The organism is Streptomyces tamarix, from assembly GCF_032423885.1.
Taxonomy (GTDB): domain Bacteria; phylum Actinomycetota; class Actinomycetes; order Streptomycetales; family Streptomycetaceae; genus Streptomyces; species Streptomyces tamarix.
Genome location: NZ_JAWCTQ010000002.1, coordinates 92,917 through 107,716, shown reverse-complemented (window position 1 = coordinate 107,716; position 14,800 = coordinate 92,917). Strand labels below are relative to the sequence as shown.

Annotated in this window: 11 protein-coding genes and 1 pseudogene; 6 read left to right on the top strand and 6 right to left on the bottom strand. The window is 72.4% G+C overall.

Annotation, left to right across the window (positions count from 1 at the left end; all coding sequences use genetic code 11):
• The first annotated feature begins 250 nt into the window (after nt 1-250).
• On the top strand, nt 251-3,589 hold the full coding sequence (locus RND61_RS02570) for a S8 family peptidase (RefSeq protein WP_315875975.1): 3,339 nt from the start codon (nt 251-253) through the stop codon (nt 3,587-3,589).
• Between the two features lie 520 nt (nt 3,590-4,109).
• Here the strand turns inward: RND61_RS02570 and RND61_RS02565 are convergent.
• Nucleotides 4,110-4,814, bottom strand: a complete 705-nt coding sequence (locus tag RND61_RS02565) for a DUF4386 domain-containing protein (protein WP_315875974.1) — start codon at nt 4,812-4,814, stop codon at nt 4,110-4,112.
• Between the two features lie 117 nt (nt 4,815-4,931).
• On the opposite strand from RND61_RS02565, the gene RND61_RS02560 reads away from it, so the two are divergent.
• Together RND61_RS02560 and RND61_RS02555 are read left to right on the top strand one after the other, a co-directional pair.
• Nucleotides 4,932-5,615, top strand: a complete 684-nt coding sequence (locus RND61_RS02560; RefSeq protein ID WP_315875972.1) for a TetR/AcrR family transcriptional regulator — start codon at nt 4,932-4,934, stop codon at nt 5,613-5,615.
• Between the two features lie 312 nt (nt 5,616-5,927).
• Complete coding sequence (locus RND61_RS02555; RefSeq protein WP_315876111.1) at nt 5,928-6,647, top strand: IS6 family transposase; 720 nt, start codon at nt 5,928-5,930, stop codon at nt 6,645-6,647.
• Nucleotides 6,648-6,772: 125 nt separating this feature from the next.
• Here the strand turns inward: RND61_RS02555 and RND61_RS02550 are convergent, their stop codons facing one another.
• The 3 genes and pseudogenes from RND61_RS02550 to RND61_RS02540 all read right to left on the bottom strand — a co-directional run.
• A complete protein-coding gene (locus RND61_RS02550) occupies nt 6,773-7,294 on the bottom strand; it encodes a deaminase domain-containing protein (protein ID WP_315875971.1) in 522 nt (173 codons plus the stop codon).
• Nucleotides 7,295-8,031: 737 nt separating this feature from the next.
• Complete coding sequence (locus RND61_RS02545) at nt 8,032-8,280, bottom strand: hypothetical protein (protein ID WP_315875970.1); 249 nt, start codon at nt 8,278-8,280, stop codon at nt 8,032-8,034.
• Between the two features lie 586 nt (nt 8,281-8,866).
• A pseudogene (locus RND61_RS02540) lies at nt 8,867-9,033 on the bottom strand (SDR family NAD(P)-dependent oxidoreductase); the annotation flags it as partial.
• A gap of 136 nt (nt 9,034-9,169) precedes the next feature.
• Between RND61_RS02540 and RND61_RS02535 the strand changes: the two are divergent.
• Entirely contained in the window at nt 9,170-10,105 is a 936-nt protein-coding gene (locus RND61_RS02535; protein ID WP_315875969.1) for an NAD(P)H-binding protein, read from the top strand.
• A 483-nt stretch (nt 10,106-10,588) separates the two neighbouring features.
• Here RND61_RS02535 and RND61_RS02530 read toward each other — a convergent pair whose 3' ends face one another.
• Nucleotides 10,589-11,377, bottom strand: a complete 789-nt coding sequence (locus RND61_RS02530; protein ID WP_315875968.1) for a methyltransferase domain-containing protein — start codon at nt 11,375-11,377, stop codon at nt 10,589-10,591.
• 1,336 nt (nt 11,378-12,713) lie between these two features.
• Between RND61_RS02530 and RND61_RS02525 the strand changes: the two genes are divergently transcribed.
• Nucleotides 12,714-12,893, top strand: a complete 180-nt coding sequence (locus RND61_RS02525; RefSeq protein ID WP_315875967.1) for a hypothetical protein — start codon at nt 12,714-12,716, stop codon at nt 12,891-12,893.
• 507 nt (nt 12,894-13,400) lie between these two features.
• Here RND61_RS02525 and RND61_RS02520 read toward each other — a convergent pair.
• Nucleotides 13,401-13,877 (bottom strand): hypothetical protein, encoded by a 477-nt coding sequence (locus RND61_RS02520; RefSeq protein WP_315875966.1) that lies wholly within the window; start codon nt 13,875-13,877, stop codon nt 13,401-13,403.
• 304 nt (nt 13,878-14,181) lie between these two features.
• Here RND61_RS02520 and RND61_RS02515 point away from each other — a divergent pair, with 304 nt between their 5' ends.
• Nucleotides 14,182-14,376 (top strand): antitoxin, encoded by a 195-nt coding sequence (locus RND61_RS02515; protein ID WP_315875965.1) that lies wholly within the window; start codon nt 14,182-14,184, stop codon nt 14,374-14,376.
• Nucleotides 14,377-14,800: the final 424 nt, after the last annotated feature.

Genomic DNA, 14,800 nt, shown 5'->3' with positions numbered 1-14,800 from the left:
AACGTATCTCCCCCCATCGGTGCGAACCCCACCGGCCACGTGCGAAAACAGTTGTTCAGCAGCACGGAACGGGGCTGCTGAACAACCCACGGGCCGGTGAACTGCTCTGGCGAACAACGCGGCGACGCGGAAGACGCGTCGAGCCCACCCCCTCCGGCCCAGGCCCCACGGGAGCGGCACCCGCGCCCCGCGGGGCCCGGAAGGACCCGGAGGCACGGGCGGGCGATCCGCCCCCTCGACAGGAGCAGAGTTGTACAGATCCCTACGGAGAGCCCGGCGCCGGACAGCGGCCCTGGCCCTCGCCACGGCCGTCGTCACCCTCACCACGGGCCTCGGCACCCCCGCCGGGGCGACGCCCCCGGGCGCCGCAGGCCCCGCCGAGGCGGGGAGGGCCACCGCGCCGCTGAAGCACGTCACGCTGATCACCGGCGACCGGGTGAGCGTGGACGCCGAGGGCAGGCCCGTCCGCATCGAGCGCGGCGAGGGCCGCGAGAAGATCCCCGTGTGGGTACGGGTCCAGAACGGGCGCACCCTCGCGGTGCCCGCCGACGCGGAACGCCTGATCGCCACCGGCAAGCTCGACCGGCGACTGTTCGACCTGACCGAACTGACCCGCCCCGAGACCCTCGCCGCACAGCGTGGCGGCCTCAAGGTGATCGTCCAGTACAGCGGTTCCGCCGCGACGGCCCGCTCCGAGGTGCGCGAGGCCGAGGGCAGCGCGGTCCGCAGGACGTTCGGGGCGCTCAACGCGGAAGCCGTCCAGACCCCGGCCGCGGACGCCGGGGCGCTGTGGTCCGCGCTCACCGACACCCGGCGCGCCGCCGTCGCCGCGCCCGCTCCCGGCATCAGCCGGGTCTGGCTCGACGGCGGGCGCCGGGCGAGCCTGGACAAGAGCGTGGCGCAGATCGGCGCGCCGAAGGCGTGGGCCGGCGGGTACGACGGCACGGGCGTCACGATCGCCGTGCTGGACACGGGCGTCGACGCCACGCACCCGGACCTCGCCGGCCGGGTGGTCGCCGAGCGGAACTTCTCGTCGGCGGCCGACGCCGAGGACCGGCAGGGGCACGGCACCCACGTCGCCTCCACCGCCGCCGGGACGGGCGCCAGGTCCGGGGGCGCCCACAAGGGCGTGGCCCCCGGCGCGAAACTGCTCAGCGGCAAGGTGCTCGACGACGACGGCTTCGGCAGCGACTCGCAGATCCTGGCGGGCATCGAATGGGCGGTCGCCCAGGGCGCCGACATCGTCAACCTCAGCCTCGGCAGCACCGACACGCCCGAGCTGGACCCGCTGGAAGCGGCCGTCAACCAGATCTCCGCCGACAAGGGCGTCCTCTTCGCCGTCGCGGCCGGCAACTCGGGGTCCGGCGCCTCCACGGTGGAGTCCCCGGGCAGCGCCGAGGCCGCGCTCACCGTCGGCGCGGTCGACGACTCCGGCGCGCTGGCCGACTTCTCCAGCCGCGGCCCGCGCACCGGCGACGGGGGCGTCAAGCCCGACGTCACCGCACCCGGAGTGGACATCACCGCGGCGGCCGCGCCCGGCAGCGCCCTGGCCGAACGGCACGGCCAGAGCCCCGACGGCTACCTGACGATCTCCGGCACGTCGATGGCGACCCCGCACGTCGCCGGTGCCGCAGCCGTCCTCAAACAGCGGAACCCGCACTGGACGTACGCCGAACTCAAGGGCGCCCTGACCGGTTCCACCGATGAGGGCCCCTACGGCCTCCTCGCCGGGGGAACCGGCCGCGTCCGGGTCGACGCGGCGCTGGAGCAGACCGTGTTCGCCCAGCCGGCGGCCCTGAACTTCGGCGTCGCGCAGTGGCCCCACGCCGACGACCCGGTCCAAACCGAGAAGGTCACCTACCGCAACACCGGTGACGAGCCGGTGACCCTCGCCCTCACGCTCGACGTCCGCGACCCCCGCGGCGAGCCCGGCCCGGACGGGCTGTTCACCCTCGGCGCCGACACGGTGACCGTCCCCGCGGGCGGCACCGCCTCCGTGGACCTGTCCGCGGACACCCGGCTCGGCGGCACGCTCGACGGCCTGTACTCCGTCCAGGTCCTGGCCGTCGGCGACGGGCAGGGCGTCCGTACCCCGGCGGTGGTGGAGCGCGAGGTCGAGTCCTACGACGTGACGTTCGACCACGTCGGCCGTGACGGGCAGGCCGCCGCGAGCTACGGCACCTCCGTCAGGGGCGTCACCGAGGACCTGTTCGGCAAGGAGGTGTACCTCTCGGAGGAATCGGCCACGGACACGGTCCGCCTGCCGAAGGGCACGTACTTCCTGGAATCCCACGTCGACGGCTCCGAGACGGGCACCAACTGGCTGGTCCAGCCGGTGCTCGACGTCACGGGCACGCAGACCGTCACCCTCGACGCGCGCGCGGCGAAGCCGGTGGACATCACCGTGCCGGACCGCGACGCGGCACCGGAGAGCGCCGTCGCGGTCTTCTCCTACCAACAGGGCGACTTCGGTCAGATGACCTTCCTCGCGATGCGGTCGTTCGCGGGCCTGCGCACCGCGCACCTCGGCCCGGCGGTCACCTCCGGGCTCACCCAGCTGTGGTCGGGGGTGTGGACCAACGGCCCGAAGGACTACCGCGTGACGCTGGGCGGCGGCTCGGACCGGTTCACCACCGGAGTCACCCGGCACCTCGGCACGGGTGACATGGCCGCCGTGCGGGTGGGCCTCGGCGCCTCCGCCCCGGGCAAGAGCGGCTTCCTCTTCCCCACGGCCACCGTCCCCGACGCGCCGCCGAACTTCTTCGCGCCCTCCTCGTCCGCCCGGGAGCTCCCCACCGAGCAGACGCTGTACCTGTCGACGCTCGACGGCGCGCGCTGGGACATGGGCTTCCAGCAGATGGCCCGCAGCGGGGACGGCTGGGCCACGGAGGTGAGCTTCGCGCCGGAGGAACCCAAGGAGTACCGCGGCGGGCAGACCTACCACGAGGTCTTCAACACGGCGGTCATCGGCCCCCTGGTCGACGCGCGGTACGGGCTCTCCCGCGAGGGGGACGAGATCTCCGGTGACGTCCCGCTCTTCTCCGACGGCCGCGGGCACGCGGGCCGCACGCTCCACACGTCGGCGCGGACCACGCTCCACCGCGACGGGGTGAAGATCGCGGAGAGCGACGCCCCGATCGACCGGACCCCCTTCACCGTGCCCGCCGGCGACGCCCGGTACCGGCTGTCGACGTCGGTCACGCGCGACCCCGCCGTGGCGGCCGCCTCCACGCGCATCGACGCGAGCTGGGAGTTCCGCTCCCGGCAGACGACGACCGCGACCCGGCTGCCCGTCTCCACGGTGCGCTTCGGCGCTGCCGTCGGCCTCGACGGCACCGTCCCGGCCCGGCACCTCCAACTCGTGCCGCTGACGGTGCAGGGCGCCGCGGCGGGCGGGAACCTCAAGTCCCTCGCCGTGTACGCCTCGTACGACGACGGGAAGAGTTGGACGGCGCTCACCGTGGTGGACGGCAGGGCCGTGGTGCGCAACCCGGACCAGGGCAAGGCGATCTCGTTGCGCGCCCTGGTCGTGGACAAGCAGGGCAACCGCTCCTCGCTCGACGTCCACCAGGCGTACCGCGGAAGGTGACGCCCTGACGGAAGGGGGCGGCGCGCCGGAGCTGACGGGCTCCGGCGCGCCGACCCTCCCGCGCGCCGGGGCACGGGGCCCTTCGGGGCCTGCCGCAGCGGGCGGGGCAGGCGTACGGGACCCCCGGCGGGCGCCGCCGCCCGCCGGGGCGCCGACGGGCCGACCGGACAGCGCGCCGCCCGACGGCCCCGGCCACCGGTCCGCCCCCTCGGTGGCGCCGGCCGCGCCCGGCGGGACGCTTCAGGCCCGGGGCACGGGCGTCCCGCTGCCGCTGCGTCGCGCCGCGCGCCCGCCCGTCGCGGCGCTGTCGCGGCCCCGGCTCTTGGCGTCCTCGCTCGCGACTGCGGGGCGGGCGCCGCTCGGCCCGCCCACGGCGCCGCCGAGCCGTCCCGACGCTTCGCGATCCTGCCGCTGTCCCACCGCCCGCTGCGGCGTTGCTTTTCGCAGATCATGATGGTCCCCCACCCGGGCAGGGCTGGCGCGTCCCCCGGACGGCTCTGTCGTCAGGCTCGGGCCGACCTCACTGACGGGCACCTGCCGGATCAGCCACTTCTCCGTCTGCCCGGGACGCGGTGCCTGAGCCGGGCCCGAACCCCCTGACGATCAGCCACCCGGCCAGCCCCAGCTCCCAGGCGAACACCGGGAGTGCGGCGGCTGCCCCCGCCACGGAGAGTTGCGCGTAGGTCCCGAACATCACGGCGACGGCCGAGGCGCAGATCAGTGGTCCACCGACCAGTCCGAGCACGGTGATGAAGCGCGGTACGAGCCGTGTGCGGTACGCCAGGTACGCGAGCAGGACGGTGTTCAGGCCGAGGGCGATGTTGGGCCCGAGCAGGAACGTCCAGTCGTGCACGGCCACCAGCGCGACGTCGGCGCCGTTCGCCGTCCCCGTGTCCCGCCGCAGGGTGACGAGCGCCAGGACGGCGACGATCCCGAGGGCGATGACGGTCGCCTCCAGCAACCGCCCGAAGGCGTACCCGAGCGCGAGCCCCTCGCCGTGGCGCCGCAGGACGGGGAACAGCGCCGCCCCGGTACCGGCCACCGCCACCACCAACACCACCTCGCAGAGCGCCCCGAGCAGTGCCTGCGTGTCGGCGCCCTGCGCGAGCCGGCCGTCCGTGGCTCCCAGCAAGGGGCGGTACAGGATCGCCCCGGCTATCGCGGCGCCCTCGGTCAACAGGAACAGCGACCCGGCGGCCACCGCGGTTCTCCGGTCCGGACTCATCTTCTCCAGCCCCCTCGCTCCATGGTGGTGTACGTCGTACACCTGGCAGCGACCATAGGTGTACGGCGTACACTCGTCAAGGAGAAGGCTGTCGAGGAGGGAAGGGGCCGAACGGAAATGACCCCGCAGGAAGCCACGCGCACGCAACGGATCCCCTTGAACAGGGACCGCGTCCTGCGCGCCGCCGTCGCGCTCGCCGACGCCACCGGCATCGACGCACTCAGCATGCGCAGGCTCGCGCAGGAGCTGGGCGTCGTACCGATGGCCCTCTACAAGCACGTGGCCAACAAGGAGGAGCTGCTCGACGGCATGGTCGACGCCGTCGTCGGCGAGATCGACCCGCCGGCCTCGGGCCCCGACTGGCAGCACGTGGTCCGCGGGCGGATCCTCTCGGCCCGGCGGGTCCTGCTGCGCCACCCCTGGGCGGTCCGGGTCATCGAGTCGCGGACCGGCCCCACCCCGGCCGTGCTTGCGTACCTGGACTCGATGGCCGGGAGCTTCCGGGACGGCGGCCTCTCCGCCGACCTCACGCACCACGTCATGCACGCGATGGGCAGCCGCCTCCTCGGCTTCAGCCAGGAACTGTTCGACACCTCGGGCCCCTCCGGCCCACCGGACCCCGGCCTGGCGGCGCGCTACCCGCACATCGCGGAACTGGCCGCGACGGCCGCACACGACGGGGGCTCCACGGTCGGTGGCGGCTGCGACGACCAGTTCGAGTTCGAATTCGCCCTCGACCTCCTCCTGGACGGCTTCGAAAGCCTCCGCCGCCAGGGCTGGACGTCCGCACGGAAGGCGTAGCGGGTGCGGAGGGCTGATCCAGCGTCGAAGGGGTAAGGGAAGCCCAACCGAGCCCAGAACCCGACGGCGATCCCTCGGAAGGGCTCGCAGCTGTGCGGCGCGGCTGCTACGGCTCGAACTCCAGGTGCCTCACGTCGATGAACTCCACGTCCAGGCCGTGAGCGCGGCGGCCTCCGTCACGGAAGTACATACGGCCGAGGCCCTCGGCGGCGATGGCGCGCAGCTGCTGCTCGCCGGCCCCGGCGTCCTGGGGGCACTGTCACGCCGGCTGAGCGGGTGGGACGATCTTCAGGTTGATCATGGTGGAGGGGGATCGTCCGTGGGGAGCGCGTCGCCGTCGTACAGGGGTACCTGGTCGAGGTGATCTCCCACTGCGTGTGGCTGTACTTCCGGTTCCCGCTCAGCTTCCGTGAGGTCGAGGAGCTGATGCTGGAGCGCGGCGTGATCGTCTCCTACGAGACCATCCGCCGCTGGTGTGTGAAGTTCGGGCAGCAGTACGCCAATGCGCTGCGCCGCTGCCAGCCCCGGCCTGGTGACAAGTGGCACCTGGACGAGGTCTTCGTCACGATCAACCGCGAGCGGAAGTACCTCTGGCGGGTTGTCGACCAGGACGGCATGGTGCGGGACATCCTGGTGCGGAACCGGCGGGACAAGACCGTGGCCAGGCGATTCTTCCGTCGTCTGTTGAAGAGGACCCGTACGGTGCCGCGGGTGGTTGTCACGGACAAGCTCCGCTCCTACGGCGCCGCTCACCGCGAGGTTATGCCCTCGGTCGAGCACCGCTCGCACAAGGGGCTGAACAACCGGGCGGAGAACAGCCACCAGCCGACGAGGCAGCGTGAACGTGCGATGAAGGGCTTCCGCTCCGCTGGAGGGGCGCAGCGGTTCCTGTCCGCGTTCAGCGGTATCTCACCGCACTTCCGGCCCCGCCGCCACCTGATGGCCGCCCCCGACTACCGAGCCGAAATGACCATCCGCTTCGCCATCTGGCAGCAGGTCACAGGCACCGCTGGCCTGTCCACCCTGGACTGAGCCCAGGCCTCACCATGCACCGACACACCGTCAGGCGCCCGCACGCCCAACAACGTGACAGCGCTGATCGAACAGTTGCCTGTGCGGCCGCGCCGTCGAACGCTCCGGTTCGTCGGCCGGCGGCGTCAGCGCAGCACCTTGCACCAGTTGCCGTTGACCTCCACGGCGTCCTCGTAGCCGTAGGAGCCGTAGAGGTCGCCTCCGGCGGGTTCGAGGGCCTGGATCGGCCGGCCTCGTCCGTCCGTCTTGCGGTAGGTCACCACGCAGGAGGTGATCATCGGGTAGTCCTGCAGGAACTGCTTGAGGACCGCCCGGCAGGAGTGGCAGGGGCCCTTATCGGAGTAGAGCGCGATACTGCCCCCGGTGACCTGTGTCAGGATCTCGGCCAGGTACTGGTCGTCGTTGCAGCCGAGCCGCTCGAAGACCGCGTTGGCTAGGAGGTTGACGGTCTGCCTCTCCGGATCCTTGTCGTGTCGGTACTGGCCCGCGAACTTGCCCTTGGGCTCGGGCAGTCCGTGGTAGTAGGTGCTCCCGACCACGGTGGTGCCCGACATGCGCTCGATCGTTCCTTCGAGGTCGGGGCCCGCGGTGAAGGAGATTCGGTACTTCAGGATCGCCCGGTTGTCGTAAGCGGCTGCCGTGGTCACGCGTACTCCGTCCGCTGGTGGGGCTTGAGGCCGGGAACACCGTGGCATGCACGGGTATACGCGGAATAAACGGGCAGTTGAGGACGCCGTGCCGTGCAGGACCCCCACGTTTCGAAGCACCCCCCACGTTTCGAAGCGTCGGCACGATGCCGAGGATGCCCAGGCGCATAACGGTCTCCGGATGGTCCCGGCTCGCCCGCCGACACACGAGTCTCTCCGATTGCTGCGCCCGTCGGCGTTTCCGCGGCCGGCAGGCCCGTCACCGCCCCTTGGCCCGGTGCCAGGCGGCAGACGGATGTCGCCGGTTGCGCCGCCGTGCCCCGGGAACCTGTCGGCCCGCCTGTCGTTGGCGGTGGCCGGTTCCGGTGCCGCCGATACGGGACCGCTCGGCGCCCCGGTGGCCGTCCGGCCCACGATCGGCACGCCCAGCCGTAACGGCTGGCGCTCGCCGTCAAGTCGACCGCGGGCCATGGCCGGGGCCGCGCCGCTCCGTTCGGCACCCCGGTGGCCCGGTTGAGGCCCTTCTCGGTGCTCTGCGTCGAGACTGGTTGCCGTCCTGGCCGCCGTGCCGCCTGCCGTTCCGGCCTGGTCCGGGTGGTACCGGTCTTGCTTGGCGGAGCCCGTCGAGCGTCCCCTCCGCTTCGTCGTCAACGGTCGTGGTGCCGGGCCGGACGGTCCGCTCTTGCCGGGTGGTGACCGGCACGTCCAACCGTAACGACCTGTCCTTCGTCGCCTGCTCAGCCCGCTGCCGCGCCGCTTCGCTGGCTCTCTCCTCCTGCGCTCCGCCGTTGATGCCTGCGACCGGTCCAGCCGATAGCGACCCAGGCTGTGAAGAGCACCACCGCGGCGATGAGACCCGCGACGGTGTCGGTGGAGACGAGCGTGAGCAGAACCACGCTCAGCGTGATCACCCCGACCGAGGAGGTGGTGAAGGAGTCGGCATGCAGGACGAACCGTAGAAACCCTGAGAGTGATGCATTGGCCATGGCATCCCATTCTGGGGGCACGGGAAAGGATCAACCACCTGGTCTTCTGAGTCAGGAATTCTGTTCAGATGTGCAGGGCTGCGGGGTGGCGCGTACTGGGCGGTCGAAGGCCGAGTTGGTCCTGTCCGGATGAGGAGCGGGGTGCGCTGGAGGAGTGGGTGCGGCGCCGCTCCACGTCGCAGGCGTGGGCCCTGCGGTGCCGAATCATCCTGACCTGCGCGGCGGGTGCGTCGAACAAGGATGTCGCCGCTCGACTCGGCTCGACACCGCATGCGGGGGACCGGTGGTGGGCGCGGTTCGTCGAGCACCCGATCGCAGGCCTGGGCGACATGCCGCGGTCCGGCGGTCCCGGCCCGCTGCCGCCCTGGGCCGTCGGCGCTCGCCCGTCGACCACCACCGTCGTCGACCCTCGTCTGTACGGCCTCCGCCTTTCGACCTACCGTGACAGGGCCTCGGCCGCATCGTCGACTGCGGCTCCGACCCGCCGTCGTCAGTCGTCGTACGGTTTTGCCGTCGTTGTACGCGGTGTCCGCCCACCTCGCCCTGTCGCCAGCCGCCGACCCACGCGGCCGAGGGGGGCGGCCAGCCGTCCCGCCCCCTCGCCGCGCCTCAGGTCGCGGCAGGCCAGCACCACGCGGGCACCATGCCTGGCGAGTTCGAGGGCGGTCGAGACCCCAGCCCGCTGTTCGCACCGGTCACCACGGCGGTGCGCCCGCTCTGGTGGGGTGTGCCGCGTGCCGCCCACTGAGACATCCGTCGTTCTCCCTTCACGGCCGCAGGCCGGCCGTCGGCCCGGTGGAACGCCAACCAGCCTCCCAGTCCGAGCAGGGGGGGGCGGCGGCACGCGGCGTTCTTGCAGCCGGGACGAGGCGGTGGAAGGGTTCGACGGGTGAAGATTCTCGTTGTCGGCGCGAGCGGACTGCTCGGGCAGCACACAGTGACTCAACTCCAGCGGCGGGGCCACGTGACAACCGCCCTGGCACGCACCGACCGGCCCGGAATCGACCACGCCCTCGACGTCTCCGCCGCCTCGGTCGGCGACTGGCGCGAGGTGCTGGCGGGCCATGACGGCGTGGTGTTCGCGGCCGGCCTGGACGATCGCCGTCCGCTGCGCAGGCCCGCCTACCCCACGCTGCGCCGGGCCAACGTCGAGCCGGTCGTCGCGTTGCTGACGGCGGCCCGCCAGGAGGGACTCACCCGGGCGGCCGTTATCGGCTCGTACTTCACCTGCATCCACCGTCACCACCCGACGTGGCACCTCGCGATCCGGCACCCCTACATCCGCAGCCGCGTCGAGCAAGCACAGGAAGGACGGGCGGCAGCCGGGCCGAACCTGCCAGTTGCAGTGCTGGAGGTGCCGTTCGTCTTCGGCGCGGCCATCGGCAGGCGCCCGGACTGGTGCCGCCCGCTGGAGTCATGGGCGCGGTCGCGGTGGCCCCTGTACGCGCCGGACGGCAGCACCGCCGTGACCAGCGCGCGGCACGTCGCCGAGGTGGCGGTCACGGCGCTGGAGCACGCCTCGGGAGAGGACCTCCCGGTGGTGGAGGACAACCTCTCCTGGCAGGACATGATTGCTCGTGTCGCCTCAGCCGTGCACAGGGCGCGCCCCGTGCGCCGCCTGCCTTCTGCCGTATTAAGGACGGCCCTGCACCTGGCAGGCAGCCTCGAATCCCTCACCGGCCATCAGTCGGGCCTCACGCTCGCTCACCTCCCTGACCTCCTGCTGCACGACCTCCACCTCGACCCCGGCCCCGCAGCCGGACTCGGCCTTCCTGGCCGGCCGAACCTGCTCGACACCGCCATCGCCGAGAGCCTGGGGCGCTGAACTCGCCCCGGACGCCCCGGGCATGTCGGCAGTATCGTGCCACTGCCACGCGCCCTGGTGCGGCGGGCTTCCTGTGGGCAGAAGCGGCATCAGCCCGGCAGGAGATCAGGTGGAAGCGGGAGGATGCTCGCGTCACGTTCTCGGGCTGAGTACTGATGAGTCCGGCAGACGGCAAAGTCAGCCTGCACGACGACATCGTGTCCTACGACCGGGAGGTCGGTGAGGGCACGGTGGACAGGGACTTCGACTACCGTAAGGCCGACCTGAAGGCCTGCTGTTGGCTACCTGCACCGATGTGGAAACCTGGCAGGCCGTTCCGCGCCTCAGCACGGTCATCCAGTTCGAGGCCGTTGTGTCCCGGGCCCGGAAGGCCGCCACGGCGAAGACCAGCGCGGCGAAGGCCGGCGCGGACCTCCGTGGCGAGGTCCTGCTCACCCTCGCCCAGCTGTGCCTGGCCAGGAGTCGGGACGGGCTTGGCCGCCGTCAGGGGGTCTTCACAGCGTTGACCATGATGTATCCCATTTTGTTCCGGCACAGGGTCAGGACGCGCGGGTAGAGGGTGTCGAGCCGCGCCATCGCGTCGGTGCCCACCAGCTCGGTGATCTGGGCGCGCCTTGCGGCGAACAGGCGTGGGATGAGGTCGTAGGTGGGCTTGAACTCTCGAGTCATGTCACGGGTGTGGTGGATGGTGAAGCCGGCTTCGTCGAGCATGCGGGAGTAGTCCTCGGGACCGGCGGGAAGGCGGGAGAGGGCGAACGCGGCCTGGAAGAGTTGGACTTCCGCGGGAGTGAAGGGCTCGGCTTCGTAGCAGTCCGCGAGGACGAAGCGGCCGCCGGGCCGCAGCACCCGCCGAACCTCGCGGATCGCCGCGGGGCGGTCGGAGAAGTGCGCGAACGACTCGATGGCCCACGCGGCGTCGAAGGTCTCGGACTCCTGGGGCAGGGCCATGGCGTCCGCCTGTTCGAAGGCGACGCGGTCGGACAGTCCCGCCTTCGAGGCGCGGTCGCGTCCGGCCCGGACCTGAGCGGTGCTGACCGTCACACCGAGCACGCTCGCGCCCGACTCGGCACCGATCCGTACAGTGGGCCGGCCCGTGCCGCAGCCGACATCCAGCATCCGCTGTCCCGGCAGCAGTCCGACCTCGCTGATGAGGCTGTCGGTCCAGGAGTCCTGAGCCCTGGTGAGCTCCTCCCACATCTCGTCGGCTGTCAGCTCCCCCGTCTGCGCCCGTACGCCGTCGGTCCACATGCCAAGATGCATGCTGTCGCCCATGGTCAGGCCATACAGGCCCCCAAAGCGGTCGTACCATTCGCCGACATCCCGGGCCGATGGATTGCCCATGTCCAACTCCTCGCCTCCGTGGGGCCCGCCGGGCGGGGTGGTGCCGCCGGGTCGGCCCGGCCGATCGCTGCCTCCACTACTTCCCCGGAACCGCCGAGCAGTGAAGCCACACGACGGGGCGCACGGAAGCACACAGAACCCATGCGTTGAATCGCCCACATGCGGCAGATCTGCTCCGTAGTCCGTCGGCAGTCCGTCGGCAGACCGTCAGGAAAGAACGAGGCCAAGCGGTGTACGGCCAGCGCCTGACGCTCATGAGCGATCGTCCAGCCTGATTCCTTGCTGACCGAGCCCGCCTCTCCGGCTGCCGCGCCCGTCGGCGTCCCCGCGGCCGGCGAGCCCGTCGCCGCCCCTTGGCCCGGTGCCAGCCCGGTGCCGGCCCGCCGCTGACCGTCGCCCGGGGCAGTGTTCCTGGCCGCGTCCTGTTCCTTGTACTTCGGGCCGTGCTCCTCGTTCTTCGGCTCCGTCCCGGCCGCCAGCGCTCGGCCTTGCGGCCCTGCCGTCGGCCGCCGTACGGCGCCGTCGTGTCCGGCCGCCGCGCGCGGTGTCCGGCCCCCGCGTCGTACCGCCGTCGACGCGGGCGCTCGCCGTCCTGCCGCCGCGCCTTGTTGCCGGTGCTTGCCCGTACGGCCTCCGCCTTCCGACTGGGTGCCGCACGGCCCCGTCATCCTGTCGCCGCGCCGCCTGTCGCCGCGCCGCCCGTCGCCGTCGTCGACCGTCGCTTCGGCGCCGTCCCGCCGCCCCGTCGTCGGCTGTCGCCGGGGGTGTCCGACCGTCCAGGCCACCGGCGCTCGCCCGTCGACCACTACCGCCGTCGACTCCCGTACGGTGTCCCGCTCCGTCGCTCCGTTGCCTGGTCTCCCCGTCGTCGGCCGCCGTCCCGGCGTCCCCGTCACCGCTTCGTCCCGGGCGCCAGCGCTCGTCTGTACGGCCTCCGCCTCCCGGCCGCCTGCGGCAGGGCCCCGGCCGCACCGTCGATCGCGGCTCCGGCCAGTCGTCGACCGTCGTCCGGCCCGTCGCAGGCGCCGCTGTGCCGCTGCGGAGGGCGGTGTCCGGCCGCCGGCGCTCACCCATCGGCCTCCGCCTCCCGGTTGGCCGCTGTACAGTCCCGGTGCTGACGCCGTCGTCGTCCCGCCAGCCGCTCCGTACGGCGCCGCCGTCCCGGCCTACCATCGCCCTGCCCGTTCCTTGGCCTCCTTCCGGCCGCCGGAGCTCATCCGTACGGGCCCTACCGTCTCGCCGCGTCGCCGTCGTCGGGCGCCGCCCTGTGGTCGCTGGCGACGCCGTCCTGCTGGCCGCTCCGTACGGCGCCGTCCCGGCCTCCGACGCCGCGCCGTTCAGCTTCGACGCGCTTGGCCGGGTTCCGGCCGCGCTGCCGTACAGCAGCGCCGCCACGTCCCGCCGCCGGGGGGCGGTGTCCGGCCGTACACCGTCGATCGCCGTATGACCCTGCCGCCGCGCCGCTTCGCCGTCCTGGCCGCGGGTCGGCCCGGTGTCCGCCCCAGTTATTCGGCGCCCCGACGCCGTCGTGCTGCCCAGTCTGGCCCACGTCACCGACCCGCCGGTCACCGTCCGACCGCGTGACCGCCTGGCGTCGCCGGGCCGTCTTGTCCGGATCGAGTTGGCCGCCTGCGCCGTCCCGGCCGTTCGCCGCTGTGCCGTGTCCCGGTCCCGGTCGGCTTGGCGCCGCCACTCGATCCCCGCTCCCGCCGCTGCGGCCGCGATCGGCCCCGGTCCTGGTGCGTTGCCCGGTCCGGTAGTACTCGTCGGCCCGCCTACCGCGGTCCGGTCGCGGGTCCGCCGCGCCTGCCTCACGGTTCCGTTTGGTGTCCGATGCCTCGACCGTGCCCTGGTCCAGGGCCTGCCTGGCCGGTTGCCTCGGCGCTGCTGGCCGCCGTCCCGCTGGGACGGCTGCTTCGTTCTGCCTGCATGTCCACGGGATGGGGCGGTGTGGTCATCTGTGGGGGTGTGTCGTGAATGCGGTTGGTGGGACGCCCGCGGCGTCGAGGCGTGCCAGGAGCTGTGCTTCTTGTGGTGCCGTGACGGCGATCCACAGGGCTGTGCCTGTGTCGCCGGCGCTGAAGATTACGCGGTTTCGCCGCCATGCCTCGGCGTGAATGGTGAAGGGCGCCAGGGTCTGGAGCACGTCGAACTGCATGTCGTCTCGGACGTCGATGTCGATTCCCATCAGATCGTCCCCCTTTGAGCGGGTGCCCGCGTCCGTCCTGGTTCGGGCCATCGACAGCGCCCGCTCGTAGGCGGGTATCGCCTCCACGGGCCAGGCTGTGTCGCTGTGGGCGTCGAGGTGGGCGGTCTCGATGTCATCTCGTAGGACACCAAGCGCCTCACGGTGGGCGAGCACCACGTCTGCCGCCCGCAGACCGTTTCGAAGGAACAGCTCTCGATATCGTCCGTCGGCCTTCGTGATCATGCCGGTCAGCCTTTCACGCGTTGACGGTGCCGTCACTTCTGCTGTGGAGTGCCCACCCGTAGCCTGCGATGGCGGGACTGGTTCCGGCCGCGCGCCGTGTCCGCCGGCCGTTGACGTCGTGCCGTGCCGCCGTGCCGCCGGGCCTGCGCCCGGGCAAACGCTCCTCGCCTGTGCCTGCCGGGTCCTCGACGCCGGCATCGCGGTACGGCCGGAGTCTTCCTGCTGGGGATCGGGGGGTGACAAGCGGGATCTGAAGGGTACCTGCGGTCGGGTACGACGCACGCGCTACCTACGGGAGGTACCCATGGGCAAGCTGGGAGACATGGCGAACAAGGCCAAGGAGATGGCGAAGGGCCACCCGGACCAGGCCGACAAGGGCGTGGCCAGCGCCGAACGGGCGGTCGACGAGCGTACGGGTGACAAGTACGACGCCCAGACCGACAAGGGTGCCGACGCGGTGCGCCGTTCCTACGGAAGCGACGGTACGGCGGAGCGCTGACCTCACGCCGACGCCGTCGGCTCCCCGGCAGCAGTGCCGGGGAGCCGACGGCGTCCGGATTCACCGTTGCCCCACACCGCCTGCTCCAGCCCAAGGCCGGCGGGCGCGGCGTGCTTCGCCGGCGGGGGACCTGGCAGGTCCCCCGCGGTGTGCCGGCTGGGTGCCGCCGTGCCGCGGCTCGCCCGGTCCATGACCGGCGCGTCGAGCCATAACGGCGGGCACCCGGCGCTCTTGCCCTCCGCGTCGGCCGACCCGCCCTCGATCCGCTCCCGGCTCGCCCGCCGACACACCGGCCTCTCCGATTGCTGCGCCCGTCGACGCTTCCGCGGCCGGGGGGCCGGCCACTGAGCGCACCCGGTGGTGCGCACCCGGTGCGGTGGTGCGCACCGACGGTGTCCGGCATCCACTCCACCGAGTGGAGTCC

What these genes read in the sequence shown, in the direction of transcription:
- RND61_RS02560 (WP_315875972.1), top strand. Translation starts at nt 4,932, where the DNA reads ATGACCCCGCAGGAAGCCACGCGCACGCAACGGATCCCCTTGAACAGG.
- RND61_RS02545 (WP_315875970.1), bottom strand. Translation starts at nt 8,280, where the DNA reads ATGGCCAATGCATCACTCTCAGGGTTTCTACGGTTCGTCCTGCATGCC.
- RND61_RS02515 (WP_315875965.1), top strand. Translation starts at nt 14,182, where the DNA reads ATGGGCAAGCTGGGAGACATGGCGAACAAGGCCAAGGAGATGGCGAAG.
- RND61_RS02530 (WP_315875968.1), bottom strand. Translation starts at nt 11,377, where the DNA reads ATGGGCGACAGCATGCATCTTGGCATGTGGACCGACGGCGTACGGGCG.
- RND61_RS02520 (WP_315875966.1), bottom strand. Translation starts at nt 13,877, where the DNA reads ATGATCACGAAGGCCGACGGACGATATCGAGAGCTGTTCCTTCGAAAC.
- RND61_RS02565 (WP_315875974.1), bottom strand. Translation starts at nt 4,814, where the DNA reads ATGAGTCCGGACCGGAGAACCGCGGTGGCCGCCGGGTCGCTGTTCCTG.